The sequence below is a fragment of the Bradyrhizobium guangzhouense genome (genome assembly GCF_004114955.1).
Taxonomy (GTDB): Bacteria; Pseudomonadota; Alphaproteobacteria; order Rhizobiales; family Xanthobacteraceae; genus Bradyrhizobium; species Bradyrhizobium guangzhouense.
The window spans coordinates 6,252,103-6,277,339 of the sequence record NZ_CP030053.1; the positions used below are offsets into that span (position 1 = coordinate 6,252,103).

Consider the following 25,237-nt stretch of genomic DNA (forward strand, 5'->3'; position numbering starts at 1 on the left):
GTTCGTCATTCTGCAGACCCGGCTGCTTCCAAACTGTCGCGGCATGCGCCATAATTTCGCAAAGTTGGGGCCGCATCTACTGCCCGAACTGGGCTCGCGGGCAAGGCAATGGAATTCACGACAGGTTTCGGCTGGACCAGGCTGCCGCTGGCGGCCGCGTTCATTTTGGGTTCGGTGCTGACGGCCGCAGCGCAGATCATTCCGCCCTTCTCCCCGCCCCCCGCCGCAACCACGCCTGACGACGACGAGGCCGAGGTCGCCGAGGCTCCCGACGTCAACGACGCCGACGTGCTCAAGGGCATCGACGTCGACAAGCTCGACTGGAGCCAGCTCGCGATCGACGCGGGCACGCTCAACGACCTCATCGCTGCCAAGAAGCGCGCGCAGGCCGCTGCCGTCAACGGCATGAACTGGTCGTCCAATGCCAACGCGAATGGCTCCTCTGCCGTCACCGTGAAGCAGTCGGTGTCCTCGTTCTGGGACACCCGGATCGGCGCCGACATGACGGTGGCGAAGGAGCCGACCACGATGTCGGAGCTGCTGGCGGAGAAGGCCGAAAATGGCGGCAACCTGCCGCAATCCTCCGGCAGCGCCTGGGCCGCCGCGACCGCGCCGGGCGCAGGCGCGATCTGGGACAAGACTGCGGTCGAGGCCCGCGTCGATCCCGGCAGCGAGCAGAGCAAGCTCGGGGCGTCGCTGACCAAGTCGGTGCCGCTGTCGGGCGACACGTCGCTGACGCTGCAGAACGGCTACAGCGTCAACCAGCAGGGCACCACGGCGCTGCCCGGCGTCGGCGGCCACATCACCCGCAATTACGAGACCGACCAGTCCGCCAAGGTCACGATCACCGACACCGGCACCAGCGTCTCGGCCGGACAGACCCTGTCGACCACCGATGACAAATGGCTGCGCAAGGTCGGCGCCGAGCAGAAGCTGTTCGACAACGTCACCGTCTCCGGCTCGGTCGGCGAAACCTCGCAAGGCGCGATCAACAAGAGCGTGACGGCCGGCTTCAAGAAGAGCTGGTGAGCCTTGTTCAGACTTCCCTAACCATACGCCACGGCAAAGCCCCCGAATGGTCCGCCCTTGCCGCATCTCGGCCCCGTTGCGGTCAAAATCCGACGCACAGATGCATCGGCCTGACACACATCGTCGTGCGGGGGACACTCGCGCTGCGCTCAACGCGAACAGGGGTAATAACGATGAACGCCATGCGTCCGGAAAAGACCGAGACCACCGAGACCGAGACGGTCGACAGCAATCTCGCCGCCGTGACCGAAGTCGAAGCCGGCATCCGCGATTTCGTCCGCAACGACATCGCCTATCTGCGCCGGCCGGCCTCCGCCACGACCACGGATTCGCCGCCGCTCGATCCGAGCGCGGAAGCCACCGTCACCAACGTCAACTCGCTGATCCAGCGCGTCGCCGGCACCTCGCTCGCCGAGATCGAGAATCTGATCTCCGAGCTCGAGAGCCTGCGCGACCTGCTCCATGCCGAAGGCCAGCGCGTCCAGCGCGAGATCTCGGGCTATGCCCAGCTCAGCCAGGCCGCGATGAAGTCGACCCGCATGATCGCCGACAACGTCGCCCAGTGGAAGCGCGCCGCCGACGGCCTGCGGAATAGCTGAGCATTCGAACGAAGCACACCGCCCGCCGCGTCCTGGAAGGGACGCGGCGGTTTTGATTCTGTCGCCACAGCCTCGATGTCATCGCCCGACTTGATCGGGCGATCCAGTATTCGAGAGGCGGCAGTGATAGGATTGAGGCGCCGCGGCGTACTGGATGCCCCGGTCAAGCCGGGCATGACAGCGGTGGGTGTGGCCGCTAGACTAAGGCATGACAGCGCAGGAAGCGGCACGGCCGGAGCGACGCCTTGAACCCGCCGCCCATCCCCGCCGACCAATGCCAGGCGCCCGTGCCGCTGACGGCCGGGCCTTGGGGATGTCTCAGATGGAAAGCATTCGGCCCGATACCACGGACCCGATCCCGCTGCGGCCCGCGCCGAGCCAATTCGGGACCATCATGTTGCGCTTTGTCGGGCTGCTTGCAGTCGCGATCGCGATTTTGGCGTTCGTCTATAGCCGCTGAGGCCGGCGGCCGCGCGCGGAGGCCACTTCGTGGCCCCGCGAAGTCAACAGGCTCTTAACGGCTGGCGTCGACCGTCGAGGCTTCTAGGGTGTAGGCGCCGTCGGCGTAACTCTTCACCACGATACCGGCCACCAGCATCACGGCCAGCGTCGCGGTAGCGAAGATAAATCCGACCAATTTCAGTGCGCCGCGGTCTGCCATCGTTCTCGTCCCCTGTCCTCTGCCCGGTTTGTTCAAATAGACAGCGACAGGTTCATAATTGGTTAGCAACTCGATGGTTCCGCATGCTGCTTCGCAGGGACCAGCCATCTCGGGGAGGCTTATGGCAGTCACCCCGAATCGCGTCCATAGCGCGCGGGCAACACTCGCGCGCTGATTTCGCCGTTCATCCTGGAACTGGCCTAAGCGCTCTTCCGCATCGGCACGAAGGCGCTGGCGGTGATGGAATAGACCTCCTCGCCGCGCTGGTTGGTGCCGGTGGTGCGGGCAGTCAGGATGCCCCAGCCCGGTCGCGAGGCGGAGCTGCGCTTGTCGATGACGATGTTGGAATAGCTGATGGTGTCGCCGGCGAGCACCGGCTTGATCCAGCGCAGGTCGCGAAAGCCCGGCGACGGCCCCCATACCGCGACCTCCTCGCCGCGCTCAACGGCTTCGCGCGCCAGGCGCTGGCCGTCGGCGACAAGCAGGCTCATACAGGCCGAACCGACATGCCAGCCGGAGGCGGCGAGCCCGCCGAACAGCGAGTTCTTGCCCTCGTCCTCGTCGAGGTGAAAGCGCTGCGGATCGAACTTCGCGGCGAAGGTCTTGATCGACTCCGCCGTGAAATCATAGCTGCCGATGTCGCGGCGCTGTCCGATCTCGATCTCTTCGAAGAACCGCATCAGACCGCTCCCGCGCGCCGCTCGATCAGGATCGGCGAGGTCATTTCGCCCAGCGCTTCGCCCTTGGCGTTGCGCACCGTGCATTTGAACTTGACGATGCCGAGGTGCGGCCGGCTCTTCGAGGTGCGCGCCTCGACCACGTCGACATCGAGCATGAGGTCGTCTCCCGGCCTCAGCGGCGAGAGCCAACGTACCTCGTCGACCCCCGGAGATCCCAGCGAGGCGGCGCGGGTAATGAAGCCGTCGGCCATCATCCGCATCATCAGCGAGCAGAGGTGCCAGCCCGAGCCCGACAGGCCACGCAGCATGCTCTTGCTCGCGGCCTCCTCGTCCAGATGCATCGGCTGCGGATCGAACTCGGCGGCAAACGCCAAGATCTCGTCGCGGGTGACATGGCGCGGGCCGAACGTTCCGTAGCGGCCGGGAGGGAAATCTTCGAAGGTCAGGGTCATCTTGGAAAAGCTTTGCGGGAAGGACAGATTGTGGCCGCACTTTGCGGCAATCTCAACCCGCCGGCCCGCATGGCTCGTGCTACATTCGGCGAGTCGGCCTGCCCTCATTGTCGGATCGGCGCGGCCGGGGGCACCATCTGCCCGGGGGAGAGAGATGTTTTCATTCAGCGATCTGTTTCAGTGGGACCGCTTCATCACGCCGACGATCATCAAGACCTTCTACTGGCTGGTGATCGGCGTGATCTGCCTGTTCGGCCTCTCCGGAATCTTCGCCGGCCTCACCGCGATGGCCATCAGCCCGTTTGCCGGTTTCCTGGTCGTGCTGGAATCGATTGCAGGCGTGGTCGTCGGCGTCGTGTTCTCGCGCATCGCCGCGGAATTGATCCTGATCGTGTTCCGCATCAACGAGCATCTCGGCGCGATCAGGGATCAGGGCGGCGGGATTCGGTGATAGCTCTCGTGTCCCGGACGCGGCGCGGCATGAAATGACGCGACGCAGAGCCGGGACCCATGGATCCGCGACCAAGATTCCCGGGCCCCGGCTCTGCAGCGCACCGCAAGGCCTGCGCTGCGTCCGGGGCACGAAATCGCGCTAGGTATCAAACCCAACATGGGCCGCCACTGAGACGGGCGCACCAGCCGCGACGTCGTTCTTCACCGCGTATTTACGTGCGGATGCGAGGCTCGGCGCGAGAGGCGGGCCGCCGCAAGGGTCAGGAGCGAATGTCGTGGGCAAGATCGAGAACCCGGTGCTGCGGGCCGGTGCGCTCCTGTTCTTCGCCTGTGTGCGCGCCTGGCTGACGGTGCGGTACGGCCGCCGGCTCCAACTCGGACCCGGGATCGTGTTCAAGGGTTGGCTGGTGCTCGGTCGCGGCGTCCGGGTGTCGATCGGTGCGAACTGCCGGATCGGCAAGCGCGTGCTCATCACCGGGCATGGTCAGGTGACGGTCGGCAATGACACCTTGCTCAACGGCTGCTGGATCGGCTGCGCGCAGCAGGTCGACATCGGGTCGTCTTGCCTGATCAGCGACTGCGACATCGTCGACACGGACTTTCACAATCTTCCCCCGCGGCTTCGGCACGCGCCTGCGGTTGGGCGGGCCGTCGCCCCGGTGCACATCGGGGACAATGTGTGGGTGGGTGCGCGCTCGATCGTGCTCAAGGGAGTGACGATCGGCGACCACTCGGTCGTGGGCGCCGGAGCGGTGGTGCGTGAGGACGTCGCCTCGCGCGTGGTCGTCGCCGGGAATCCGGCTGTTGTCGTCAAGCATTTCCGCGACGACGAATAAGCAGGCGCGGACGCGGTGGGGCGCGCGGTCAGGCGGCGGAGTGCGGTGAGGTTCGTCATTCCGGGGCGCGCGCAGCGCGAACCCGGAATCTATCGAGCGCCAGAGTGAATCGTGCAATGGATTCCGGGCTCGCGCCAGGAGGCGCGCCCCGGAATGACAGCAAGCTCTTACGTATTGAACCTGAAATGCATCACGTCGCCGTCGGCGACGACGTATTCCTTGCCTTCGAGCCGCAGCTTGCCGGCATCGCGGGCGCCGGCTTCGCCGCCCAGCGCGACGTAGTCGTCATACGCAATCGTCTCGGCGCGGATGAAGCCCTTTTCGAAATCGGTGTGGATCACGCCGGCCGCGCCGGGCGCCTTGGTGCCGCGATGGATGGTCCAGGCGCGCGCTTCCTTCGGTCCTACCGTGAAATAGGTGATGAGCTCGAGCAGCCGGTAGCCGGCGCGGATCAGACGATCGAGACCCGCTTCTTCCAGACCCAGCGTCTCCAGGAAGTCGGCACGCTCCTCACGCGAGATCGTCGCGATCTCGGATTCGATTTTTGCCGAGATGACGACGGCAACCGCGCCCTCCTTGGCCGCCTGCTCTTCGACCGCCTTGGAGAAGGCATTGCCTGATGCAGCCGAGCCCTCCTCGACGTTGCAGACGTAGAGGACCGGCTTCGACGACAGCAGGCCGAGCATCGAGAACGCCCGTTCCTCTTCGGCCTTGCGCTCGACCAGGCGCGCAGGCTTGCCGTCGCGCAGCAGCACCAGCGTGCGGTTGACGAGGTCGAGCTGCTCCTTGGCGTCCTTGTCGTTGCCCTTGGCCTTCTTGGTCAGATTGTCGACGCGTTTCTCGAGGCTGTCGAGGTCGGCGAGCATCAGTTCGGTCTCGATGGTCTCGATGTCGGCAAGCGGCGCGATCTTGCCCTCGACATGGGTGATGTCGGAATCCTCGAAGCAGCGCACGACATGCACGATGGCGTCGACCTCGCGAATGTTGGCGAGGAACTGGTTGCCGAGGCCTTCGCCCTTGGAAGCGCCGCGCACGAGGCCGGCGATGTCGACGAAGGTCAGCCGGGTCGGGATGATCTGCGCCGATTTGGCGATCGCCGCCAGCTTGTCGAGCCGCGGATCGGGCACCGCGACCTCGCCGACATTGGGCTCGATGGTGCAGAACGGATAGTTCGCGGCTTGCGCCGCGGCCGTCTCGGTCAGCGCGTTGAACAAGGTCGACTTGCCGACATTGGGCAATCCGACGATTCCGCATTTGAATCCCATCGTGTCCTCTAACGCAGTGCGTAGGGTGGGTTAGCCGTGCAGATGCCGAAGCGCATCTGCTCGGCGTAACCCACCAATTTTTCTGGTCGTGGCATGGTGGGTTACGCCTTGCACCTTCGCTTGTCGAAGCTTCGGCGGACGTGGTCCGGCTAACCCACCCTACTCCTTGTCGTCCTTGGTCAAAAATCCCTTCGCCTGCATCGCCAGATGCACTCTGTTGGCGAAGGTCGCGTCCGTGCCCTTGGCGATCAGTGCGGCATGCTCGGCCACCGCCTCGCAGAGCGTCGTCACCCAGTCGTTGTCGGCCTTGGCGAAGTCCGACAGCACGTGGCCATGCACGAGCTCCTTGACGCCGGGATGACCGATACCGAGCCTGACACGGCGGTACTCGTTGCCGATATGCGCCGAGATCGAGCGCAGGCCGTTGTGGCCGGCGATGCCGCCGCCGATCTTCACCCGCACCTTGCCCGGCGGCAGTTCGAGCTCGTCGTGAAACACCGTGGTATCAGCAGGCGCGATCTTGAAGAAGCTCGCCGCATCCTGAACGCTGCGGCCGGAGTCGTTCATGTAGGTCGTCGGCTTGAGCAGGATCACGCGCTCCGGTCCGAGCGAGCCTTCCGACGTCTCGCCCTGAAAGCGACGGCGCCATGGTGAAAAACCATGACGCCGCGCGATCTCGTCCACGGCCATGAAGCCGATATTGTGCCGGTTACGTGCGTATTTCGCGCCGGGATTGCCGAGCCCAACAAAGAGTCGCATGACGCGGCGCGCCCCTCGGCCGGCACGCGATCAAAGACCGCGCGCCAGCTGTTCTGAAGGATTACTTCTTCTTGTCGCCGCCGGCCGGAGCCTTGGCAGCAGCGGCCGGAGCAGCAGCACCCGCAGCCGGAGCCGCACCAGCAGCCGGAGCAGCAGCGCCCGCGGCCGGAGCCGCGCCACCGGCAGCCGCCGCAGCTGCGGCCTTCTGCTCTTCAGCGTAGCCTGACGGCGGCACGATGGTGACGAGGGTCGCGTCCTCGCGGGTCAGCGCCTTGACGCCGGCCGGAAGCTTGACGTCCGCCAGATGCAAGGAGTGACCGATTTCCAGCGAGCCGACATCGGCCTCGATGTACTGCGGAATGCTCTCGACACCGCATTCGAGTTCGATGGCGTGGGCGACGATGTTGACCGTGCCGCCGCGCTTCACGCCCGGGGACGTTTCCGCCTTCACGACATGCAGCGGGACGCTGATGCGGATGGTGGCGCCTTCGCCGAGGCGCATGAAATCGACGTGGATCGGGAAGTCCTTGACCGGGTCGAGGTGGTAGTCGCGCGGAATCACGCGGTGCTTCTTGCCCTCGAGATCGATGTCGACCAGCGTGGTCAGGAACCGGCCGGCGAGGATGCGCTGGCGCAGTTCACGATCTTCGATCGAGATCGTGACGGGGGGCTGGTTGTTGCCATAGATCACTCCGGGCACGCGCCCGGCGCGACGCTCAGCCCGGGCGGCCCCCTTGCCGCTCTTCGGACGCGCGGTCGCCTTCAATTCCTTGACGGTCGTCGCCATAGTCTAAGTCCTTGTTTTTGCAAAAGTTAATGGGCCGCAGCGCGGCCCATGGCATGGTTCGCAGCAAGCCTCCAGGGGTGCGGGGGCCGCGAACGTGGCGGGCTTTTACCCGGAAGATGCGGAAATGACAAGGAGAATGGGCTGTTGGCCGCCAGCGGGGTCCTACCCGGCTCTACCCGCCCAGCTTGGCCTCCAGCGCCGCGATGCGCGCCTTCAGGGCTTCGTTCTCCTCGCGCGCCAGGCGGGCCATGTCCTTCACCGCCTCGAACTCCTCGCGCTTGACCAGGTCCATGTCGCGCAGGAATTTTTCGGCCTGGTTGCGCAGCACCGTATCGAACTCCCGCTTGGCGCCCTGGGCAGCTCCGGCGGCGTCGTTCATCAAGCGGCCGATCTCGTCGAAAAACCGGTTGGTGGTCTGGGTCATGTCGGTCTCCTGATCGGTCTCTTGTCAGCCTACGATAAACTTTACGCGAACGCGCAAAAAGACAATGGCAATCCGCGGTGACGGGTTCAAGGGCCGCAGCAGCGGTATCCTTGTCATGCCGCGGTTTCCTTGCAATCGTATTCAACGTCCCTGCATAACCGGGAATCACAAGGCGGAACGCAAGACATGATCGAGCAGCAGATCGCTATTCCCACCAAGGACGGTCACACCGCGACCTTCATCGTCCATCCCGAGCGCGGCGGGCCGTTCCCGGTCATCCTGTTCTACATGGACGCGCCGGCGATCCGCGAGGAGCTGCGCGACATGGCGCGCCGGCTCTCGACCTCGGGCTATTACGTGATGCTGCCGAACCTCTATTACCGCTCCGGCGTCATGGAGCTCGGCGCGCTGCCGGCCGACCCGAATTCGCCGGAGCGCAAGCGCATGTTCCAGCTCATGGCCTCGCTCAACATTCCCATGATCATGGACGACACGCGCGCGCTGCTCACCTATGCCGAGGGCCAGACGGCCGCGAATACGAAAGTCATCGGCGCTGTCGGCTACTGCATGAGCGGCCGCTACGCCGTCAACGCCGCCACGCATTTCCCTGACAGCGTCAAGGCCGCCGCGTCGATTTACGGAACGCATCTGGCAACCAACGAGGACAACAGCCCGCATCTCGCCGCCGGCAAGACCCGGGCCGAGCTCTATTTCGCCTGTGCCGAGAGCGACATCTACGCTCCGCCGGAGGTCATTGCCAAAGTGGCCGACAGCATGAAGGGCGCAAAGGCCGAGGTCGAGATCTATCCCGGCACCCATCACGGCTTCGCCTTCCCCAGGCGTCCGGTCTATGACCGCGACGCCGCCGAGCGGCATTGGGAGCGGCTGCTCGCGCTCTATCGCCGCAATCTCGTGTGAATCTAGAAGGCCTTGATGCTTTTCCTGCTGATCGACTTCCCCAAGTTCAAGCCCATTGCCTTCGAGATCGGTCCGTTCGCGATCCGCTGGTACGCGCTCGGCTACATCTGTGGGATCACGTTTGGCTGGTTCTATGCGCGCTCGCTGTTGAAGAAGCAGCGCCTGTGGGGCGGGCCGGCGCCGATCTCGCTGGTGCAGATCGACGACTTCATCCTGTGGGTGACGCTCGGCATCATCGTCGGCGGACGCACCGGTTACGTGCTGTTCTACAATCTACCCTTCTTCGTCGAGCATCCGGCTGCCATCTTCAAATTGTGGGAAGGCGGCATGTCCTTCCACGGCGGCTTCCTCGGCTGTGTCGTGGCGGTGATGTGGTTCGCCCGAAAGAATGGCATCTCGATCCTGTCGCTCGGCGACATCACTTGCGGCGTTGCGCCGATCGGGATTTTCCTGGTGCGGCTGACCAACTTCATCAATGGCGAGCTGTGGGGCCGCCCAGCCGACCCCGGCCTGCCCTGGGCCATGATTTTCCCGACCGGCGGTGACGTGCCGCGCCATCCGAGCCAGCTTTATGAAGCCGGCATGGAGGGCCTCCTGCTGTTCATCGTGCTCGCGGTGATGATCCGGATGGGTGCCTTGAAGCGGCCGGGGCTGATCCTCGGCAGCTTCATCCTGATCTACGGCCTGACGCGGATCATCGGCGAGCATTTCCGGGAGCCGGACGTCCAACTCGGCTACCTCTGGGGCGGATTAACCATGGGCATGCTGTTGTCGATCCCGATGCTTATTGTCGGCGGCGTACTTATTGTACTGGCGGTGCGGCGCGGTGCGCCGCAGCCGGTCAAGACTGTTCAATAATTCATTTCGAGAAAGCACGCCGTGACTGACCAGTCGCTACTCAACGAGATCAAGGCGCTGATCAAATCCTCAGGCCCCATGCCGGTCTGGCGATACATGGAGACGTGCCTGATGCATCCGCGCTACGGCTATTACGTCTCGCGCGATCCGCTCGGGCGCGAGGGCGACTTCACCACCTCGCCCGAAGTCAGCCAGATGTTCGGCGAGCTCTTGGGGTTATGGACCGCCTCGGTCTGGAAGCAGATGGGCTCGCCGCAATCCCTGCGCCTGATCGAGCTCGGTCCCGGCCGCGGCACCATGATGGCGGACGCATTGCGCGCGCTTCGCGTGCTGCCGCCGCTCTATCAGGGGCTCAGCATTCATCTGGTCGAGGTCAATCCGGTGCTGCGCGAGCGGCAAAGTGCGACATTGTCGAGCGTGCGCAACAGCATCACCTGGCACGACAGCATCGACGACGTGCCTGATGGTCCGAGCGTCATCCTCGCCAACGAATATTTCGACGTGTTGCCGATCCACCAGATGGTGAAGCGCGAAAGCGGCTGGCACGAGCGCGTGATCGAGATCGATCCCAACGGCAAGCTTCAGTTCGGCGCGGCATCCGAGCCGACACCGCGCTTCGACGTGCTGCTGCCGCCTTTGGTGCGGGCGGCGCCTGTCGGTGCGGTGTTCGAATGGCGGCCCGATACCGAGATCATGAAGCTCGCCACCCGCGTGCGCGACCAGGACGGCGCCGCGCTGATCATCGATTACGGCCATCTGCGCAGCGATGCCGGGGACACCTTCCAGGCCATCGCGCGCCACACCTTCACCGATCCCTTGAAGGCGCCGGGCCAGGCCGACGTCACCGCCCATGTCGACTTCCAGGCGCTGGCGCGGGCAGCCGAAGACGTCGGCGCCCGTGTGCACGGGCCGGTGACGCAGGGCGATTTCCTCAAACGCGTCGGCATCGACACCCGCGCGGCCGCGCTGATGCAGAAGGCGACGCCCGAAGTTGCCACCGACATTTCCGTGGCGCTGAAGCGGCTGACCGACTCGGGGCGCAGCGGCATGGGGTCGATGTTCAAGGTGCTCGGCATCTCCGAACCAAGATTGACCGGCCTCGCCGGCCTCAGCGATCTCGAACAGGCCGGAGGCAATTGATGACCCTGACTTCGTCACTGCTGTCGGCAGTGCCCGGCCTGCGCCATTGCTTCTTCACGCGCGAAGGCGGCGTCTCCAGCGGCATCTATTCCGCGCTGAACGGTGGGCTCGGCTCCAACGACGATCAGGCCCTCGTCGCCGAGAACCGCCGTCGCATGGCCGAGCATGTCGGGGTCGCGGCCGACCGTTTCCTCAGCCTGCACCAGATCCACTCGCCCGACGTGCTCATCGCCGACGCGCCGTGGCCGAGCGGCCCGCGGCCGAAGGGCGATGCGATGGTCACCAAAATGCCGGGCATTGCGCTCGGCGTCTCCACAGCCGATTGCGGTCCGGTGCTGTTCGTCGATCCCAATGCGCGAATCATCGGCGGCGCCCATGCCGGCTGGAAAGGTGCGCTGACGGGCGTGCTGGAATCCACTGTCACGGCGATGGAGACGCTCGGGGCCACACGCAGCGGCATCATCGCCGCGATCGGGCCCTTGATCCGCCAGGACAGCTATGAGGTCGGCAACGAGTTCGTGGCGCGCTTCATCGAGGCCGACGCGGAAAATGCGATGTTCTTCATTCCATCGGCGCGCGAGGGCCATGCGATGTTCGACCTGGCCGGCTTCATCCGCAGGCGCCTTGAAGCCGCCGGCATTCTGATGATCGACGACCTTGGTCTGGACACCTACGCCGACGAACGCTTCTTCAGCTATCGCCGCTCCGTGCATCGCAAAGAGCCGGACTATGGGCGGCACATCCATGCGATCGCGCTGGAAGCGTGAACACAACAGAAACCCCGTGTCATTCCGGGGCGATGCGAGGCGTCGGACCCGGAAGGACAGCGGTGATCTGTGTCGTCCCTGCCCTAGACCTTAATCGATTTTAACGATATCGCTGCCCTCAATGAGGGAAGCGTCATCCAACTTGCGCCGTGCGGGCTCGCGCGTGCTGGCGGTCATGCTGCTTGCGGCAGCGACCGCGCTCGCCGGCTGCGCCGGCGGCAACGCGCCCGCCAATTCCTATGCGATGGCAACGCCGAGCGCAGGCTCCGGGGCGACGGTCGCTTTCGAATCCATCGACGGACCGCCGCCGCAGGTGTTCGACCGCATGGTCGGCGTGCTCGACAGCGAATCCAAACTGCGCAGCCTCTCGATCGTTTCCCGCGAGGGGACGGCTGCCTACCGCGTGCGCAGCTATCTCTCCGCCCAAGTGGTGCGCGGCAAGACTGTGATCGCCTGGGTCTGGGACGTCTACGACGCCAACCAGCAGCGGGCGCTGCGCCTCTCCGGTGAGGAACCGACCGCAGCCAAGGGCGGCAAGGATGCGACCCGTGATCCTTGGGCCGCCGCCGATGACCTCGTGCTGCGCAGGATTGCCCAGGCCGGATTCAGCGGACTTTCCAATATGATCAATGGGACTCCGGATGCGCCTGGCTCGGTTCCGAGTCTGCGCGGCCCCGCGGTCGCCAGCGTGACGCCTGAGGCTCCGGCAGGCCAAATGCCGGCCACGGCGCTTGGCTACGCCCAGCAATAACCACCGCGAAACCACGGGCCCAACTATTGGCCAAGCCGTTGGCCCGACTCAGGATTTTCAGAGGGAAAACGTAGCATCCCGGGTTGCCATTGCAGCCTCTCGCCTGATATTTCCTCGCCCGTCGTAACCGTGCTGCCAGTGGGTATTCTCAGATGTTGAACGTCGTATCCAGCAAAGCGCGGGAGGAAGCGTCCATGTCGGCCAAGAACGGCTCCATCAAGCTAGTCGCCGGCAACTCCAATCCGGCCCTCGCCCAGGCCATCGCGCAGGGCCTCAACGTGCCGCTGACCAAAGCGGTGGTCCGGCGCTTCGCCGACATGGAGATCTTCGTCGAGGTCCAGGAGAACATCCGCGGCTCGGATGCCTTCATCATCCAGTCGACCTCGTTTCCGGCGAACGACAATCTGATGGAGCTGCTGATCATCACCGACGCGCTGCGCCGCTCATCGGCACGCCGCATCACCGCAGTGATCCCCTATTTCGGCTATGCCAGGCAGGACCGCCGCTCCGGCTCGCGCACGCCGATCTCGGCCAAGCTCGTCGCCAATCTGATCACCCATGCAGGTGTCGACCGCGTCATGACGCTCGACCTGCATGCCGGCCAGATCCAGGGCTTCTTCGATATCCCGACCGACAATCTGTTCGCTGCCCCCGTGATGGTACGCGACATCCGCGAACGTTTCGACCTCGGCAAGGTGATGGTGGTGTCACCCGACGTCGGCGGCGTGGCCCGCGCCCGCGGCCTCGCCAAGCGCATCAACACCCCGCTGGCGATCGTCGACAAACGCCGCGAACGTCCGGGCGAGTCCGAAGTCATGAACGTGATCGGCGACGTCTCCGGCTACAGCTGCATCCTGGTCGACGACATCGTCGATTCCGGCGGCACATTGGTGAACGCAGCCGATGCGCTGATCGCCAAGGGGGCCAAGGAGGTCTACGCCTACATTACCCACGGCGTGCTCTCCGGCGGCGCGGCGGCCCGTATCGCCGGTTCGAAGCTGAAAGAGCTCGTCATCACCGACTCGATCCTGGCGACTGACGCGGTGACCAAGGCGCCGAACATCCGCACGCTTCCGATCGCCAGCCTGATCTCGGATGCGATCGCGCGCACCGCCGCGGAAGAGTCGGTCTCGAGCCTGTTCGACTGAACACGCTGACTTCGTAGGGTGGGTTAGCCGCGGAGATGCGCAACGCGCATCTGCTCGGCGTAACCCACCACGGTCTATCTCTATCCTCGTAAGCAGAAGTGGGGGTTACGCCAGCGGACTACGCTTCGCGTAGCCGCGGGCTAAAACCCACCCTACGGCACCTCGCGCTGGGGCACATCGCCCAGCACCCCAACGGGTTGTTGCCGGCTGCCGCCCATGACATCATCGTGACACTGAGTCATCCCCGCCTGGATACAAGATGCCGCGCCGGAAATTCGCTTGGGAGAAGCTATCGGACGAGCAGCTGCTCCAGCAGCGCCTCTCCAGCCTGAGGGTTACGGTCGAAGGCACCTGGCTCGAGGATTGCGTTGCTACGCTCCACGAAGAGCTCGAAGAGCGCGGCATCCGGCTGCGGCCGCATACTTGGATCTCGAGTGAATGGTTCAGTCCGGGAGACGTGCCGGGGATCGCCATTCCCTTCTATCTCGCGCATCCCCGCCTGATGAAGCTCGAGAAGAAGATGATGTTCGACGTCGAGGGCGGCACCTGGCGCGAATGCATGGCCATCCTCCGCCATGAGGCCGGCCATGCCATCCAGCATGGCTTCCAATTGCAGCGACGCCGGCGCTGGCAACAGCTGTTCGGGCCGTCGTCGAAACACTATCCACGCTACTACAGGCCCAATCCGGCGAGCCGGCGTTACGTCCAGCACCTGCGGCTCTGGTACGCGCAGAGCCACCCGGACGAGGATTTCGCCGAGACCTTTGCGGTGTGGCTGCGGCCGCGCTCGAACTGGCGGACGCGATATGCCGGCTGGCCGGCGCTGAAGAAGCTCGAATATGTCGACGAGCTAATGAGCGAGATCGCGGGCAAGCGGCCGCTGATCACGACGCGCGAGCGTGTCGATCCCCTCGGCAAGCTCAGCCAGACGCTCGAAGACCACTACAAGAAGAAGCAGGCGTTCTACGCTTTCACGCCACCGAAGACCTACGACCGCGACCTCTCGCGGCTGTTTTCCGCCGATCCACGGCATCATCGCTCGAAACCCGCTTCGAGCCTGATCAGGCGGCATCGCGCCCAGATCAGACAGCTGGTGGCGCGATGGACCGGTGAAAACCAGCTTACGCTCGATGCCGTACTTGATGACATGATCTCCCGCTGCCGCGAGCTCGATTTGCGCGCGGTGGGATCCGAACAGAAGCTCGTTCTCGATTTCACTGTCCTCGTGACCGCCAAGACGATGCACGCCCTGTTCGGCCCGTCTCGGCGCAAATGGATCGCGCTATGAGACGGCTCCGTATTCTCGTGCTGATGCATCCGGACTTCATGCCTCCGGCCTCCTCCGACGGATACACGCCACAGGAAATCAACAACTGGAAAACGGAATACGACGTCGTCAGCACCTTGCGCGCGGCCGGCCATGAGGTCCGTCCGCTCGGCGCGCAGGAAGAGATCAGGCCGATCCGCGAAGCGATCGAGGAGTTCAAGCCGCACGTGGTCTTCACGCTGCTGGAGGAATTCCACTACAACGTGGCCTACGACCAGCACATCGCCAGCTATCTCGAACTGATGAAGGTGCCTTATACCGGCTGCAATCCGCGCGGCCTGATCCTGGCGCGCGGCAAGGACCTGTCCAAGACGCTGGTGCATCACCGTCGCATCGCGGCACCCGCCTTCGCCGTCTTCCCGATGCGCCGCAAGGTGAAACGACCAAAACATCTTGCCCTGCCGCTGATCGTCAAGGCTCTCAACATGGATGGGTCCGTCGGCATCTCGCAGGCCTCAATCGTCGACACCGACGAGAAGCTGGCGGAGCGGGTCGCCTTCATCCACGAGCGGGTGGAGACCGCCGCGATCGCCGAGCAATTCATCGAGGGACGCGAACTCTATGTCGGCGTGCTCGGCAACAACCGGCTGCGCGTGCTGCCGGTCTGGGAACTGAAATTCGGCAGCATGGGCGGGCGCAGCTCGCGGCACATCGCCACCGAAAAGGCCAAGCACGACACGGACTATCAGGAACGCCTAGGCATCGTCGACGGACCGGCGAAGGACCTCGCGCCCGAAGTCACCGCGCGCATCCAGCGCGCCGCGAAACGCATCTATCGGGCGCTTGGCCTCGATGGCTACGCACGCATCGACTTCCGTCTCGCCGCCGACGGCACGCCGTATTTCATCGAAGCCAATCCCAACCCCGAGATCGCAAAGAGCCAGGAATTCGCCACGGCGGCCCAGCACGACGGGCTGAAGTACAAGGATCTGCTGAACAGGATCCTGACGCTCGGCATCAGCCGGGCCAAGGCGGGCGTGTCATTGGGGTGAGCCGGGGCGGCTCGCACCGATATCGCCGGGTGGATTAGCACAGCGTAATCCACCTCTTTCATTTCCGCAGCCGCAGACGTGGTGGATTACGCCGAGCAGATGCGCTTTGCGCATCTGCAGGGCTAGAGACCTACGAGCTAACCTGCCTCGGCCTTCGCGCTCACCACGCCGGCAAACGACTTGAAGAATTCACCCGCAAGCTTCGTCGCGGTCGAGTTGATCAGCCGGGCGCCGAGCTGGGCGAGCTTGCCGCCGATCTGGGCGTCGACATCGTAGTGCAGCACCGTGACATCGGCGCCTTCCGATTCCAGCCGCACGACTGCGCCGCCCTTGGCAAAACCGGCGACGCCGCCGGAGCCCTCGCCGGAGATGCGATAGGAATTGGGCGGATCGAGATCGGACAGGGTCACCTTGCCGCTGAAGGTCGCCTTCACCGGGCCGACCTTGAAGACGACAGTGGCCGTCATCTCGTTCGGCGCTGTCACCTCGAGCGACTGGCAGCCGGGGATGCACTGCTTCAAGACAGCTGGATCGTTCAACGCCGCCCATACCTGCTCGCGTGTGGCGGGGATACGCTGGCTGTCGTTCATCTGCATGATCGGTCACTCTCTGCTTGCTGTTTGAATGGCCGCGCGCTGACTGCGCCGCCGTTCCACGGTGATCTCGGCAAGGATCGACATCGCAATCTCTTCCGGCGTGATGGCGCCGAGATCGAGCCCCGCCGGCGCCTTGAAATCGTCGATCGCCGCAGTGCTGGCGCCTTCCGATATCAGCTTGGCGCGCAGCGAGGCCATCTTGCGGCGGCTGCCGACGAAGGCGTGATAACAGGCCTTGGTTGCGATCGCGGCACGCAAGGCAGCTTCGTCGCCCTTCCCCTGCGTCGAGACCACGACAAAGCGCTTGGCGTCATTGAGCTCGCCGAGCCCGTAGCCATCGATGATCGCATCGGCGTCCGGCGACCCCATGAGCTCCGCGGCGGGTGCGGCCAGCGTGACGTGATAGCCGAGAACGCGTGCCTGTGCCGCAAGCGACAGCGCCACCGGACTTGCTCCGAGAATGACGAGCGAAGGATGCGGCAGCACCGGCTCGACGAAAATGTCCATCGTGCCCTTGCTGGGGCACATGTTGCTGGCGAAGCGGATGCCGTCACGGCTCTCGCCGGCGCTGACGCCGAGTTCGGCCAGCAGGTTTTCCGGCTGCACCGACACCATGCGCGGCTCGCCGTCGGCCAGCGCCTCGCGCGCCGCCTTCAGCACCGCGCCCTTGGCGCAGCCGCCGCCGATCCAACCCGCGACGATGGTGCCGTCGGCCGCGATGATCGCCTTGGCGCCAGCCTTCGCCGCGGTCACCGACACCGTTCGCACCACCGTCGCGAGCACGAAGGCACGCTCGGCGGCCTTCATCTGCGCGACGATATCCAGCACCTCGGCATGAGCGGTCATCGACATGTCCCTCAGAGTTTTGCCAGATAGGGCTCGAGCGCGCGCAAGCTTTGCAGCGAATTCGCGGGCGCATAGAGATCGACGTGTGGCAGCGCCGCCTTGATGCCCCGCGCCTCCGGCGCATAGCCCTCCCACGCCATCATGGGGTTCAGCCAAACGATGCGGCGGCAACGCCGATGCAACGCCGCCATCTCCCGGCCGAGCAACGCGGCGTCACCGGTCTCGTAACCGTCAGACACGATCATGACGCAGCTGCGCGAATGGATGACGCGCGACGCATGCCAGCGGTTGAAGGTCTGCAGGCTCTCGCCGATCCTGGTGCCGCCGCCCGCGCCTTGCGCCATGATCGATAGCCGGTCCAGCGCACGGCTCGCATCGCTCTCCTTCATCGCATCGGAGACGTAAGCGAGGCGCGTGTGGAACAAAAACGCCTCGGCCTCGCGAAACTGATCGAGCACGCCGTGGATGAAGCGCAGGAATACCGATGTGTACATGCTCATCGAGCCCGAGGCATCGAGCAACACGATCAGCCGCAGCGGCTTGTCCTTACGCTGTCGTTTCACCAGGCTGATCGGCACGCCGCCATGGCTGATGTTGCGATGAATGGTGCGGCGGAGATCGAGCCGGTAGCCGCGCCGGCGCGCCAGATCCCGCCGCGTCAGCCGCGTGCGCATGGCCCTCGCGAGCTGCGCGGCGGCTTCGTGCGCCTGGGTGACCTGGTCGGGATCGCTGAGCTTTCGGAAATCGACCTCCGCCAGATTCTCTGCGCGCGAGGCGCCCTCCATGCGACCTTCGCCGGAGCGGCCTTCAGGCACATCGTCGGATGACGGAAGCTGGTCAGTGACGGGCTGGCCGCCGCCCTGCTCGGCCGATTTGTCTTGCAGGCTCTTCAGCGACGGATTGCTGGCGCCCGGCGTCGAACCAATCGTTCGAGACCGCGAGCGTACGCGCTTGCCCAGCCAGAACGCATCGAACAGCCCGTCGAACTTGTCCCAATCGGATTTGCGTGCCGAGAGCAGGTGCTTGAACGCCGCACGCAACAGGCCCGGCTTCGCCGCGTAACCCACCGATATCAGCGTCGCGGCATCCTGCCCCTCGGCCAGCCCGACGCGAAAGCCGGCGTCGCGCAGCGTGCGCAGGAAGGCAGCGAGCCGCGCTGACACGAAGCGCGAGACCTCATTGAGGTCATCATAGTCCGGGCTGGACCCACAGCAGCTCATGCGACCTTCCCCAGCAGGCGCTGCGTCACCTCGGGCGTGACGCGGGCGCGGTCCTCGTGGGTCTTCAAAAGACAAACCAGCGTCTCATGCACGGTCTCCGGCGCATCACGGAGATCGCGAACATCGAGCCCGACGAGCGCCGCCGCCCAATCGAGCGTCTCGGCGACACCGGGGACTTTTCGTAGCTCTTCCTTCCGCACGCCCTCGACCATGCGCGCGATCTGGAGCGACAGCGACGGGCTGGCGCCGGCGAGCCGCGCCAGGATGATGCGGGTCTCGCGGTCGACGTCGGGATAGTCGACATAGTGATAGAGGCAGCGCCGGCGTAGCGCGTCGGAGAGCTCGCGCGTGCCGTTCGAGGTCAGCACGACATGCGGGATCGTGATTGCGGGGATGGTGCCGAGCTCGGGGATCGAGACCTGGAAATCGGACAAAAGCTCCAGCAGGAACGCCTCGAACTCGTCGTCGGCACGGTCGATCTCGTCGATCAGCAGCACCGGCGCCTGCGGCCGACGGATCGCGGCGAGCAAGGGACGCTCCAGCAGGTACTTTTCCGAGAACACCTGGTCCTCGATGCTGTCCGAGCCGCGATGGGCCTGGATCGCCAGCAACTGGCGCTGGTAGTTCCACTCATAGAGCGCGGACGACTGGTCGAGGCCTTCGTAGCATTGCAACCGGATCAGCTCGGTCGCATGCACCTTGGCCAGCGCCTTCGCCACCTCGGTCTTGCCGACGCCCGCCTCGCCCTCGAGCAGCAGCGGACGTCGCAACATCTGCATCAACGAGATCGCGGTCGCGAGGTCCGCATCGGCGATGTAGCCCGATGCGGCCAGCGCTTGCGCGATCTCGTCTCGGCCTTTCATTGTCAGGCCACCGCGCCCAGAGCCTTCGCCGCCTTCCAGTTGCGCCAGAAATCATGCGGCATCTGGATGTGCGTGCTCCCGAGGAACGAGAACGCGTCGTTGACGGCGTTGGAGAAGGCCGGCACGCCGCCGACATTCGGGCTCTCACCGACGCCCTTGGCGCCAATCGGATGATGCGGCGACGGGGTGACGGTGAAGTCGGTCTCCCAATGGGGTGTCTCCACCGCGGTCGGCATGAAGAAATCCATGAACGAGCCGGTGACGACGTTGCCGGTGTCGTCGTAGCGGATCTCCTGGCCCATCGCGATCGCGAAGGCCTCGGTGAGGCCGCCATGCACCTGCCCCTCGATAATCATCGGGTTGATGCGGGTGCCGCAATCGTCGAGCGCGTAGAAGCGCCGGACCTTGTACACACCGGTGTCGACATCGATGTCCATCACGCAGAGATAGGCGCCGAACGGATAGGTCATGTTGGGCGGATCGTAGTAGCTGACCGCCTCCAGCCCCGGCTCCATGCCCGGGGGCACCGAGTTGTAGGCCGCCCAGCAAATATCCTTCATCGACATGAATTTTTCCGGCAGGCCCTTGACCCTGAAACCGTCGATGTCGAATTCGAGATCGTCCTCGTGGACCTCGAGCTTGTAGGCCGCGATCATCTGCGCCTTGGCCTTGATCTTTCGCGCAGCCATGGCGATCGCGGCACCCGCCACCGGCGTCGAGCGCGAACCGTAGGTGCCGAGCCCGTAGGGCGCGGTGTCGGTGTTGCCCTCTTCCACCATGATGTTGTCGGCGGGAATGCCGATCTCGGTCGCGATGATCTGGGCCCAAGTGGTCTCGTGGCCCTGGCCCTGGCTCTTGGTGCCCATGCGCGCGATGCCGGCGCCGGTGGGGTGCATGCGGATCTCGCAGGAGTCGAACATCGCGATGCCCAGGATGTCGCAATTCTTCGACGGCCCGGCACCGACGATCTCGGTGAAGAAGGAGACCCCTAAGCCCATGATCTCGCGGGTCTCGCCCCGCGCGAACGCAGCCCGCTTCTCCGCCTGCTCCTTGCGGAGAGCGGCGTAGCCGGTCGTCTCCATCATCTTGCGCATGGCAGTGTGGTAGTCGCCGGAATCGTATTCCCAGCCCAGCGCCGAGTGATAGGGAAACTGCTCCGGCTTGATGAAGTTCTTGAGCCTCAGTTCAGCCGGGTCCATGTTGAGCTTCTGCGCCAGGATATCCATGGCGCGCTCGATGCAATAGGCCGCCTCCGTGACGCGGAACGAGCAACGGTAGGCGACGCCACCGGGCGCCTTGTTGGTGTAGACGCCGTCCACCGCCAGATGCGCGGTCGGGAAGTCGTAGGAACCGGTGACGATGTTGAAGAAGCCCGCCGGCCATTTCGACGGATCGGCGCAGGCGTCGAACGCGCCGTGATCGGCGAGCACGTGCACGCGAAGGCCCGTGACCTTGCCGTCCTTGGTCGCCGCGATTTCGGTCGTCATGTGATAATCGCGCGCGAACGAGGTCGCGGTGAGGTTCTCGATGCGGTCCTCGACCCATTTCACCGGCTTGCCCGTCACGATGGACGCCACGGCCGCGCAGATGTAGCCGGGATAAGCACCGACCTTGTTGCCGAAACCACCGCCGATGTCGGGCGCGATGACGTGGATCTTCTGCTCCGGCAGCTTTGCGATCAGCGACACCACGGTGCGGATCACATGCGGGGCCTGGAAGGTGCCGTAGATCGTCAGCTCGCCCTTGATCTTGTCGAAGGAACAGACGCACTGGCAGGTTTCCAGCGGCGACGGATGGGTGCGGTGATAGGAGATCATCTCCTTGATCGTCACCTCCGCCTTGTTGAATGCGGAGTCGGTCAACTCCTTGTCGCCCACCGTCCACTCGAAGATGTGATTGTGGTGCTTGCGCGGGCCGTGCGCGCCTGATGTCTTGCCGGCGAGGTCTTCGCGCAGCACCGGCGCGTCCTTATCCATCGACTTGAAGGGATCGACCAGCGGCGGCAGCGGCTCGTATTCGACGATCACCTTGTTGATGCCGTCATCGGCCGCGTAGCGGTCGGTGGCGACGACGAAGGCGACCTCCTGGTTCTGGAACAGCACCTTGCCGTCGGCCAGCACCATTTGCACGTCGCCGGCCAAGGTCGGCATCCAGGCGAGGTTGACGGTCTTCAGCGTCTCGGCGGTGATGACCGCGAGCACCCCAGGCACTTTCAGTGCCTCGCTGTCGTCGATCTTCTTGACGCGCGCATGCGGATGCGGCGAGCGGACGAAGTCGCCATGGAGCATGCCCGGCAGCTTGACGTCGTCGACGTAATTGCCCTTGCCTTGCGTGAAGCGGATATCCTCGACGCGCTTACGCTTGCAGCCCATGCCTTCGAGTGCGGCGGAGCGTTGTTCCCGCGTGGGAGTCATGTCGTTCATTCTGCGGCCTCCCGGAATTCCACGCCGTTGATTTTGGCGCTCGCGTATTGAATGGCTTTGACGATGTTCTGGTAGCCCGTGCATCTGCAGATGTTGCCTGATATGCCCATCCGGATTTCCTGCTCGCTCGGCGAGGGATTTTCTTTCAGCAGCCGATGCGCGCGCATGATCATGCCGGGCGTGCAGAAGCCGCATTGCAGGCCGTGCATCATGCGGAACCCTTCCTGCAGGGCCGACAGCGTGCCGTCGGCATTGGCCATGCCTTCGACCGTGGTGATGTCGCTACCATCAGCCTGCACGGCGAACATGGTGCAGGACTTCACCGACATGCCGTCGATATCGACGGTGCAGGCGCCGCAATGCGTGGTCTCGCAGCCGATATGGGTGCCGGTCATCCCGAGGTTCTCGCGGATGAAATGCACCAGCAGCGTACGCGGCTCGACGAGGCCTTCGACCTCGGCGCCGTTCACCTTCATGGTGACGTGTGTTTTGGCCATTGTTTCCCTCCCCTTACTTCGCTCGGCTGGCGGCGCGCTGCAGCGCCCGCGTCACCATGATGCCGCCGACATGTTTTCGGTATTCGACGGGCCCGCGGGCATCCGCGGCCGGCGCCATGATCGCTTCGGCTGCCGCGGCCGCCTTCTTCAAGGTCGCGGCGTCGAGGCTCGTGCCGATCACGGCCTTGGCCGCGTCAGCGGCCAGCAGCGGCGTCTCGTGGACATTGGTGAGGCCGATCGTGCAGGTCGCGACCTTGCCGCCGGACATGGTCAGCACGACAGCTGCGGCCGCCGTGGCATAGTCGCCGACCTTGCGCTTGAGCTTTTCATAGGCGTAGCCGTGGCCGGCCGCCGGCACGGGGACCGAGACCGAGGTGAGGATCTCGCCCGGCTCGAGCGCGGTGAAATAAGCGCCCTGATAGAAATCGGCCGCCGCGACGTCGCGCCCGCCGCCGGCACCTTCGAGGCGATAGGTGGCGCCCAGCGTCATCATCAGCGCCGGCATGTCGTTGCCGGGATCGCCGTTGGCGACATTGCCGCCGATCGTGCCGCGGTACCGCACCTGCGGATCTGCGATCAAAAGCGCCGCCTCGTGCAGGATCGGCATCGCCTTGGCGACGTCCTCGGAGGCCAGCAGTTCGTGCTGGGTGGTCATCGCACCGATGACGAGATTGTTGCCGGAGCGGCTGATGCCCTTGAGGGCGGCGATGCCGTGCAGGTCGATCAGATGGGTGGGGCTGGCGAGCCGAAGCTTCATCATCGGCACCAGGCTGTGCCCGCCGGCCAGCGGCCGCGCATCCTCTCCGAGGTCGGATAGAAGTTTGACGGCGTCGGCGACACTGGCCGGCCGGTGATAGCTGAATGAGCCCGGGATCATCATCTCCTCCCCTGATCGTCTCTGCGCGTGACGGCGCGGACATTGGGGGGACGGTCTCTCCGGACCGGACGGCCCGCAATCATTCGGGCACAAAGAGGGGCTTTTTGCACGAATTGCGGATAAGGACGCACGAATTGCGTCAGGGGAAACGACCTATGGCGTCGCTAAGCCTGCCGCCGGTTCGCCAGCCCCAGCCTTGCCTTGACCTCGGCGATCTTGGCGCGGCTGACCGGCACCCGGTGCGGCGACGGGCCGTCGAGCTCGAGCACGGCGCCGTCGCCCTCTTTCCGGACCAGGGCGACGTGGGGAATCGCGACGATATGGCTGCGGTGCACCCGCAGGAACAGCGAGGGATCGAGCTGCGCCTCGGCCTCCGAGATCGACCACGGGCACATCCGCTCGCGCGTGCCGTCGTGAACGCGGGTATAGTGCGCGTCGGCGCGGACGCTGCGAACGTTCGCAGTGTCGATGAAGTGGGTGCCGTCGGCACTTTCGACCGGCAGCCGGGGAACCGGCGCGCGCAATGGCTGACCGAGGCCGCCGAGCGGGGCGACGGGTCGTGGTGATGTGGCGGGCACGGCAATCGGTTCGGCCGGTGCAACCGGCGGAGCAACCGGATCGGCGGCAGCGGAGGCCGAGGTCTGCCGCCGCTGATCGGGAACGAGCGAAAGCAGGAAGCCTGCTGCGATGACGAAGCACAGCACCGCGACAATGATCGACAGGATTTGCTGCGACGCGGCAAGGCCGACGCCGGCATGGTGGTGCGCGGCACCCGTCAGCGGCTCAAAATGCATGCCCATCATCGCAGTGTAGTGCATGCCTGACACCGCGACGCCGAAGACGATCGAGCTGACGATCAGGCGCACGCCCTCCTGCTGCGCCAGAAACGCGCGCAGGCCGCCATAGGCGGTGACGATGGCGACCAGAATCGAGAGCAGCACCATCGAGGGGTCGTGCACGATGCCGAACGAGCCGGCCAACCCATGAATGCCGACATAATGCATGCTGGCGATGCCGACGCCGAGCAGCACGGCCGACGAGGCCACGCGCTTCAGCGTCGGCTCGCCGATCGAGACGAAGAAAAGCGAGATGCCGACCACCAACGCGCAGATCAGGAAAGAGATGATGGTGGGGAGGACCAGATAGACCGTATCTGGCGGCAGCGGTGCCGCCAACATGCCGACGAAATGCATGGTCCAGATGCCGACGGCCAGAAATGCGGCCGCGCCCGCGAGCAGAACGCGGTTACTGACGCCGGGCGTGTTGCGGATGCGAGCGGCAAGCGCAAAGCCGGTATAGCCACCCAGACTCGCGATCGCCACCGAGAGCGCGACGAGAAAGGGATCGTGTCCTTCGAACATGATCTTGTCGGCCGCCCGTCTCCACGGCACGGCCTCCTCCCGCCGCCGACTTTATAGGGACGGCGGCGGGATTGACAATCAGCGGCGTGTGAAGGCGCCTCTCACGCAATTCCCGCCGCGACCTGGCCGCGCAGGCGCTCCAGGCCGAGCAGCGTCTCGGCACAGGCGGCCGCGACCTCGACGCCCTTGATCGCAAAGTGCCTGCGGAAGAAATCGTAATGCACTTCGGTCTCGTGGAATTGCTGCGGCGTCAACACGGCGGAAAACACCGGCACCTCGGTGCGGAGCTGCACGTCCATCAGCGCCTTGATCACGGTGTCGGCGACGAATTCGTGGCGATAGATGCCACCGTCAACGACCAGGCCAGCCGCAACGATCGCGGTGTATCGCCGCGTCTTGGCGAGGACCTGCGCGTGCAACGGGATCTCGAACGAGCCCGGCACCTCGAACACATCGACATGAGTGAGATGGCGCGCCTCGGCTTCTTTCATGAAGGCGATGCGGGCTTCCGCGACCACGTCACGGTGCCAGCAGGCCTGCACGAAGGCCACCCGCTGCGGTTTTGCAAAACGCGGATGCTCGGTCGCCGTTGGAACCGGCGGCTTGGTTTGGGAAGTGTCTGTCTGGGGATCTTGCAACATCTGATTCATGGCTTTCCTTCAAGGGACCAGAATCAGGGCACACGGAACGACAAACAGCCGCATCTTG

At 64.8% G+C, this 25,237-nt stretch carries 29 protein-coding genes; 13 read left to right on the forward strand and 16 right to left on the reverse strand.

The genetic code is table 11. The features are described 5' to 3' along the window. Positions 1 to 108 precede the first annotated feature (108 nt). From XH91_RS29780 to XH91_RS39085, 3 genes are all read left to right on the forward strand, one after another. Positions 109 to 1,029, forward strand: a complete 921-nt coding sequence (locus tag XH91_RS29780) for a hypothetical protein (protein WP_128953902.1) — start codon at positions 109 to 111, stop codon at positions 1,027 to 1,029. Positions 1,030 to 1,202: 173 nt separating this feature from the next. Next, positions 1,203 to 1,628 (forward strand): hypothetical protein, encoded by a 426-nt coding sequence (locus XH91_RS29785; RefSeq protein ID WP_128953903.1) that lies wholly within the window; start codon positions 1,203 to 1,205, stop codon positions 1,626 to 1,628. Positions 1,629 to 1,950: 322 nt separating this feature from the next. Beyond that, positions 1,951 to 2,088 (forward strand): hypothetical protein, encoded by a 138-nt coding sequence (locus XH91_RS39085; RefSeq protein ID WP_164933651.1) that lies wholly within the window; start codon positions 1,951 to 1,953, stop codon positions 2,086 to 2,088. Between the two features lie 54 nt (positions 2,089 to 2,142). Here XH91_RS39085 and XH91_RS39090 read toward each other — a convergent pair whose 3' ends face one another. The 3 genes from XH91_RS39090 to XH91_RS29795 all read right to left on the reverse strand — a co-directional run bounded on the left by XH91_RS39090 (position 2,143) and on the right by XH91_RS29795 (position 3,421). Continuing rightward, positions 2,143 to 2,289 carry a hypothetical protein gene (locus XH91_RS39090; RefSeq protein ID WP_164933652.1) on the reverse strand — a complete coding sequence of 49 codons (147 nt, stop codon included), beginning with the start codon at positions 2,287 to 2,289 and terminating at the stop codon, positions 2,143 to 2,145. Positions 2,290 to 2,489: 200 nt separating this feature from the next. Continuing rightward, complete coding sequence (locus XH91_RS29790) at positions 2,490 to 2,969, reverse strand: MaoC family dehydratase (protein ID WP_128953904.1); 480 nt, start codon at positions 2,967 to 2,969, stop codon at positions 2,490 to 2,492. Further along, positions 2,969 to 3,421 (reverse strand): MaoC family dehydratase, encoded by a 453-nt coding sequence (locus XH91_RS29795; protein ID WP_128953905.1) that lies wholly within the window; start codon positions 3,419 to 3,421, stop codon positions 2,969 to 2,971. The genes XH91_RS29790 and XH91_RS29795 overlap by 1 nt, the downstream gene beginning before the upstream one ends. A gap of 154 nt (positions 3,422 to 3,575) precedes the next feature. On the opposite strand from XH91_RS29795, the gene XH91_RS29800 reads away from it, so the two are divergent. Together XH91_RS29800 and XH91_RS39930 are read left to right on the forward strand one after the other, a co-directional pair. After that, positions 3,576 to 3,872, forward strand: coding sequence for a DUF4282 domain-containing protein (locus XH91_RS29800; protein ID WP_128953906.1), 297 nt, complete (start codon positions 3,576 to 3,578; stop codon positions 3,870 to 3,872). 277 nt (positions 3,873 to 4,149) lie between these two features. Next, positions 4,150 to 4,710 carry an acyltransferase gene (locus XH91_RS39930; RefSeq protein WP_128953907.1) on the forward strand — a complete coding sequence of 187 codons (561 nt, stop codon included), beginning with the start codon at positions 4,150 to 4,152 and terminating at the stop codon, positions 4,708 to 4,710. 167 nt (positions 4,711 to 4,877) lie between these two features. Here XH91_RS39930 and ychF read toward each other — a convergent pair whose 3' ends face one another. From ychF to XH91_RS29825, 4 genes are all read right to left on the reverse strand, one after another. Then, complete coding sequence (ychF, locus tag XH91_RS29810) at positions 4,878 to 5,975, reverse strand: redox-regulated ATPase YchF (RefSeq protein ID WP_128953908.1); 1,098 nt, start codon at positions 5,973 to 5,975, stop codon at positions 4,878 to 4,880. A gap of 159 nt (positions 5,976 to 6,134) precedes the next feature. Then, a complete protein-coding gene (pth, locus tag XH91_RS29815; protein WP_128953909.1) occupies positions 6,135 to 6,734 on the reverse strand; it encodes an aminoacyl-tRNA hydrolase in 600 nt (199 codons plus the stop codon). A gap of 61 nt (positions 6,735 to 6,795) precedes the next feature. Continuing rightward, positions 6,796 to 7,521, reverse strand: coding sequence for a 50S ribosomal protein L25/general stress protein Ctc (locus XH91_RS29820; protein ID WP_128953910.1), 726 nt, complete (start codon positions 7,519 to 7,521; stop codon positions 6,796 to 6,798). A gap of 172 nt (positions 7,522 to 7,693) precedes the next feature. After that, positions 7,694 to 7,945, reverse strand: a complete 252-nt coding sequence (locus XH91_RS29825) for an accessory factor UbiK family protein (RefSeq protein WP_128953911.1) — start codon at positions 7,943 to 7,945, stop codon at positions 7,694 to 7,696. Between the two features lie 186 nt (positions 7,946 to 8,131). Between XH91_RS29825 and XH91_RS29830 the strand changes: the two genes are divergently transcribed. The 8 genes from XH91_RS29830 (at position 8,132) to XH91_RS29865 (ending at position 15,846) form a co-directional block, all read left to right on the forward strand. Next, the gene (locus XH91_RS29830; protein WP_128953912.1) at positions 8,132 to 8,863 is read left to right on the forward strand and encodes a dienelactone hydrolase family protein; all 732 of its coding nucleotides are present in this window, start codon (positions 8,132 to 8,134) and stop codon (positions 8,861 to 8,863) included. A 15-nt stretch (positions 8,864 to 8,878) separates the two neighbouring features. Next, complete coding sequence (gene lgt, locus XH91_RS29835; RefSeq protein ID WP_164933653.1) at positions 8,879 to 9,721, forward strand: prolipoprotein diacylglyceryl transferase; 843 nt, start codon at positions 8,879 to 8,881, stop codon at positions 9,719 to 9,721. Positions 9,722 to 9,742: 21 nt separating this feature from the next. After that, positions 9,743 to 10,861 carry a class I SAM-dependent methyltransferase gene (locus XH91_RS29840; protein ID WP_128953914.1) on the forward strand — a complete coding sequence of 373 codons (1,119 nt, stop codon included), beginning with the start codon at positions 9,743 to 9,745 and terminating at the stop codon, positions 10,859 to 10,861. Continuing rightward, on the forward strand, positions 10,861 to 11,628 hold the full coding sequence (pgeF, locus tag XH91_RS29845; protein WP_128953915.1) for a peptidoglycan editing factor PgeF: 768 nt from the start codon (positions 10,861 to 10,863) through the stop codon (positions 11,626 to 11,628). Before XH91_RS29840 ends, pgeF begins: the two co-directional genes overlap by 1 nt. A gap of 121 nt (positions 11,629 to 11,749) precedes the next feature. After that, positions 11,750 to 12,379: a hypothetical protein gene (locus XH91_RS29850; RefSeq protein WP_128953916.1), complete on the forward strand. Its 630-nt coding sequence runs from the start codon at positions 11,750 to 11,752 to the stop codon at positions 12,377 to 12,379. A 194-nt stretch (positions 12,380 to 12,573) separates the two neighbouring features. Then, positions 12,574 to 13,527: a ribose-phosphate pyrophosphokinase gene (locus tag XH91_RS29855; RefSeq protein WP_164933654.1), complete on the forward strand. Its 954-nt coding sequence runs from the start codon at positions 12,574 to 12,576 to the stop codon at positions 13,525 to 13,527. A 259-nt stretch (positions 13,528 to 13,786) separates the two neighbouring features. Next, complete coding sequence (locus XH91_RS29860; protein ID WP_128953918.1) at positions 13,787 to 14,815, forward strand: putative zinc-binding metallopeptidase; 1,029 nt, start codon at positions 13,787 to 13,789, stop codon at positions 14,813 to 14,815. Beyond that, positions 14,812 to 15,846 (forward strand): D-alanine--D-alanine ligase family protein, encoded by a 1,035-nt coding sequence (locus XH91_RS29865; RefSeq protein ID WP_164933655.1) that lies wholly within the window; start codon positions 14,812 to 14,814, stop codon positions 15,844 to 15,846. The genes XH91_RS29860 and XH91_RS29865 overlap by 4 nt, the downstream gene beginning before the upstream one ends. A 137-nt stretch (positions 15,847 to 15,983) precedes the next feature. Here the strand turns inward: XH91_RS29865 and XH91_RS29870 are convergent, their stop codons facing one another. The 9 genes from XH91_RS29870 to XH91_RS29910 all read right to left on the reverse strand — a co-directional run bounded on the left by XH91_RS29870 (position 15,984) and on the right by XH91_RS29910 (position 25,179). Beyond that, on the reverse strand, positions 15,984 to 16,442 hold the full coding sequence (locus tag XH91_RS29870) for an SRPBCC family protein (protein ID WP_128953920.1): 459 nt from the start codon (positions 16,440 to 16,442) through the stop codon (positions 15,984 to 15,986). Positions 16,443 to 16,448: 6 nt separating this feature from the next. Continuing rightward, positions 16,449 to 17,288 (reverse strand): XdhC family protein, encoded by an 840-nt coding sequence (locus XH91_RS29875; RefSeq protein ID WP_128953921.1) that lies wholly within the window; start codon positions 17,286 to 17,288, stop codon positions 16,449 to 16,451. 11 nt (positions 17,289 to 17,299) lie between these two features. Continuing rightward, positions 17,300 to 18,508, reverse strand: coding sequence for a vWA domain-containing protein (locus XH91_RS29880; protein ID WP_128953922.1), 1,209 nt, complete (start codon positions 18,506 to 18,508; stop codon positions 17,300 to 17,302). Next, on the reverse strand, positions 18,505 to 19,371 hold the full coding sequence (locus XH91_RS29885) for an AAA family ATPase (RefSeq protein WP_128953923.1): 867 nt from the start codon (positions 19,369 to 19,371) through the stop codon (positions 18,505 to 18,507). The genes XH91_RS29880 and XH91_RS29885 overlap by 4 nt, the downstream gene beginning before the upstream one ends. Before the next feature lie 2 nt (positions 19,372 to 19,373). Then, positions 19,374 to 21,794 (reverse strand): aerobic carbon-monoxide dehydrogenase large subunit, encoded by a 2,421-nt coding sequence (locus XH91_RS29890; RefSeq protein WP_128953924.1) that lies wholly within the window; start codon positions 21,792 to 21,794, stop codon positions 19,374 to 19,376. Continuing rightward, entirely contained in the window at positions 21,791 to 22,291 is a 501-nt protein-coding gene (locus XH91_RS29895) for a (2Fe-2S)-binding protein (protein WP_128953925.1), read from the reverse strand. Before XH91_RS29895 ends, XH91_RS29890 begins: the two co-directional genes overlap by 4 nt. Positions 22,292 to 22,304: 13 nt before the next feature. Continuing rightward, on the reverse strand, positions 22,305 to 23,168 hold the full coding sequence (locus XH91_RS29900) for an FAD binding domain-containing protein (protein ID WP_128953926.1): 864 nt from the start codon (positions 23,166 to 23,168) through the stop codon (positions 22,305 to 22,307). Between the two features lie 164 nt (positions 23,169 to 23,332). Beyond that, complete coding sequence (locus tag XH91_RS29905; protein ID WP_128955044.1) at positions 23,333 to 24,529, reverse strand: MHYT domain-containing protein; 1,197 nt, start codon at positions 24,527 to 24,529, stop codon at positions 23,333 to 23,335. 101 nt (positions 24,530 to 24,630) lie between these two features. Then, positions 24,631 to 25,179 carry a 6,7-dimethyl-8-ribityllumazine synthase gene (locus XH91_RS29910; protein ID WP_128953927.1) on the reverse strand — a complete coding sequence of 183 codons (549 nt, stop codon included), beginning with the start codon at positions 25,177 to 25,179 and terminating at the stop codon, positions 24,631 to 24,633. Positions 25,180 to 25,237: the final 58 nt, after the last annotated feature.

Excerpts from the sequence above, each read along its gene's own strand:
- XH91_RS29780 (WP_128953902.1), top strand. The coding sequence starts at position 109 with ATGGAATTCACGACAGGTTTCGGCTGGACCAGGCTGCCGCTGGCGGCC.
- XH91_RS29785 (WP_128953903.1), top strand. The coding sequence starts at position 1,203 with ATGAACGCCATGCGTCCGGAAAAGACCGAGACCACCGAGACCGAGACG.
- XH91_RS39085 (WP_164933651.1), top strand. The coding sequence starts at position 1,951 with ATGGAAAGCATTCGGCCCGATACCACGGACCCGATCCCGCTGCGGCCC.
- XH91_RS39090 (WP_164933652.1), bottom strand. The coding sequence starts at position 2,289 with ATGGCAGACCGCGGCGCACTGAAATTGGTCGGATTTATCTTCGCTACC.
- XH91_RS29790 (WP_128953904.1), bottom strand. The coding sequence starts at position 2,969 with ATGCGGTTCTTCGAAGAGATCGAGATCGGACAGCGCCGCGACATCGGC.
- XH91_RS29795 (WP_128953905.1), bottom strand. The coding sequence starts at position 3,421 with ATGACCCTGACCTTCGAAGATTTCCCTCCCGGCCGCTACGGAACGTTC.
- XH91_RS29800 (WP_128953906.1), top strand. The coding sequence starts at position 3,576 with ATGTTTTCATTCAGCGATCTGTTTCAGTGGGACCGCTTCATCACGCCG.
- ychF (WP_128953908.1), bottom strand. The coding sequence starts at position 5,975 with ATGGGATTCAAATGCGGAATCGTCGGATTGCCCAATGTCGGCAAGTCG.
- pth (WP_128953909.1), bottom strand. The coding sequence starts at position 6,734 with ATGCGACTCTTTGTTGGGCTCGGCAATCCCGGCGCGAAATACGCACGT.
- XH91_RS29820 (WP_128953910.1), bottom strand. The coding sequence starts at position 7,521 with ATGGCGACGACCGTCAAGGAATTGAAGGCGACCGCGCGTCCGAAGAGC.
- XH91_RS29825 (WP_128953911.1), bottom strand. The coding sequence starts at position 7,945 with ATGACCCAGACCACCAACCGGTTTTTCGACGAGATCGGCCGCTTGATG.
- XH91_RS29830 (WP_128953912.1), top strand. The coding sequence starts at position 8,132 with ATGATCGAGCAGCAGATCGCTATTCCCACCAAGGACGGTCACACCGCG.
- lgt (WP_164933653.1), top strand. The coding sequence starts at position 8,879 with ATGCTTTTCCTGCTGATCGACTTCCCCAAGTTCAAGCCCATTGCCTTC.
- pgeF (WP_128953915.1), top strand. The coding sequence starts at position 10,861 with ATGACCCTGACTTCGTCACTGCTGTCGGCAGTGCCCGGCCTGCGCCAT.
- XH91_RS29850 (WP_128953916.1), top strand. The coding sequence starts at position 11,750 with ATGAGGGAAGCGTCATCCAACTTGCGCCGTGCGGGCTCGCGCGTGCTG.
- XH91_RS29855 (WP_164933654.1), top strand. The coding sequence starts at position 12,574 with ATGTCGGCCAAGAACGGCTCCATCAAGCTAGTCGCCGGCAACTCCAAT.
- XH91_RS29860 (WP_128953918.1), top strand. The coding sequence starts at position 13,787 with ATGCCGCGCCGGAAATTCGCTTGGGAGAAGCTATCGGACGAGCAGCTG.
- XH91_RS29865 (WP_164933655.1), top strand. The coding sequence starts at position 14,812 with ATGAGACGGCTCCGTATTCTCGTGCTGATGCATCCGGACTTCATGCCT.
- XH91_RS29870 (WP_128953920.1), bottom strand. The coding sequence starts at position 16,442 with ATGCAGATGAACGACAGCCAGCGTATCCCCGCCACACGCGAGCAGGTA.
- XH91_RS29875 (WP_128953921.1), bottom strand. The coding sequence starts at position 17,288 with ATGACCGCTCATGCCGAGGTGCTGGATATCGTCGCGCAGATGAAGGCC.
- XH91_RS29880 (WP_128953922.1), bottom strand. The coding sequence starts at position 18,508 with ATGAGCTGCTGTGGGTCCAGCCCGGACTATGATGACCTCAATGAGGTC.
- XH91_RS29885 (WP_128953923.1), bottom strand. The coding sequence starts at position 19,371 with ATGAAAGGCCGAGACGAGATCGCGCAAGCGCTGGCCGCATCGGGCTAC.
- XH91_RS29890 (WP_128953924.1), bottom strand. The coding sequence starts at position 21,794 with ATGAACGACATGACTCCCACGCGGGAACAACGCTCCGCCGCACTCGAA.
- XH91_RS29895 (WP_128953925.1), bottom strand. The coding sequence starts at position 22,291 with ATGGCCAAAACACACGTCACCATGAAGGTGAACGGCGCCGAGGTCGAA.
- XH91_RS29900 (WP_128953926.1), bottom strand. The coding sequence starts at position 23,168 with ATGATCCCGGGCTCATTCAGCTATCACCGGCCGGCCAGTGTCGCCGAC.
- XH91_RS29905 (WP_128955044.1), bottom strand. The coding sequence starts at position 24,529 with ATGTTCGAAGGACACGATCCCTTTCTCGTCGCGCTCTCGGTGGCGATC.
- XH91_RS29910 (WP_128953927.1), bottom strand. The coding sequence starts at position 25,179 with ATGAATCAGATGTTGCAAGATCCCCAGACAGACACTTCCCAAACCAAG.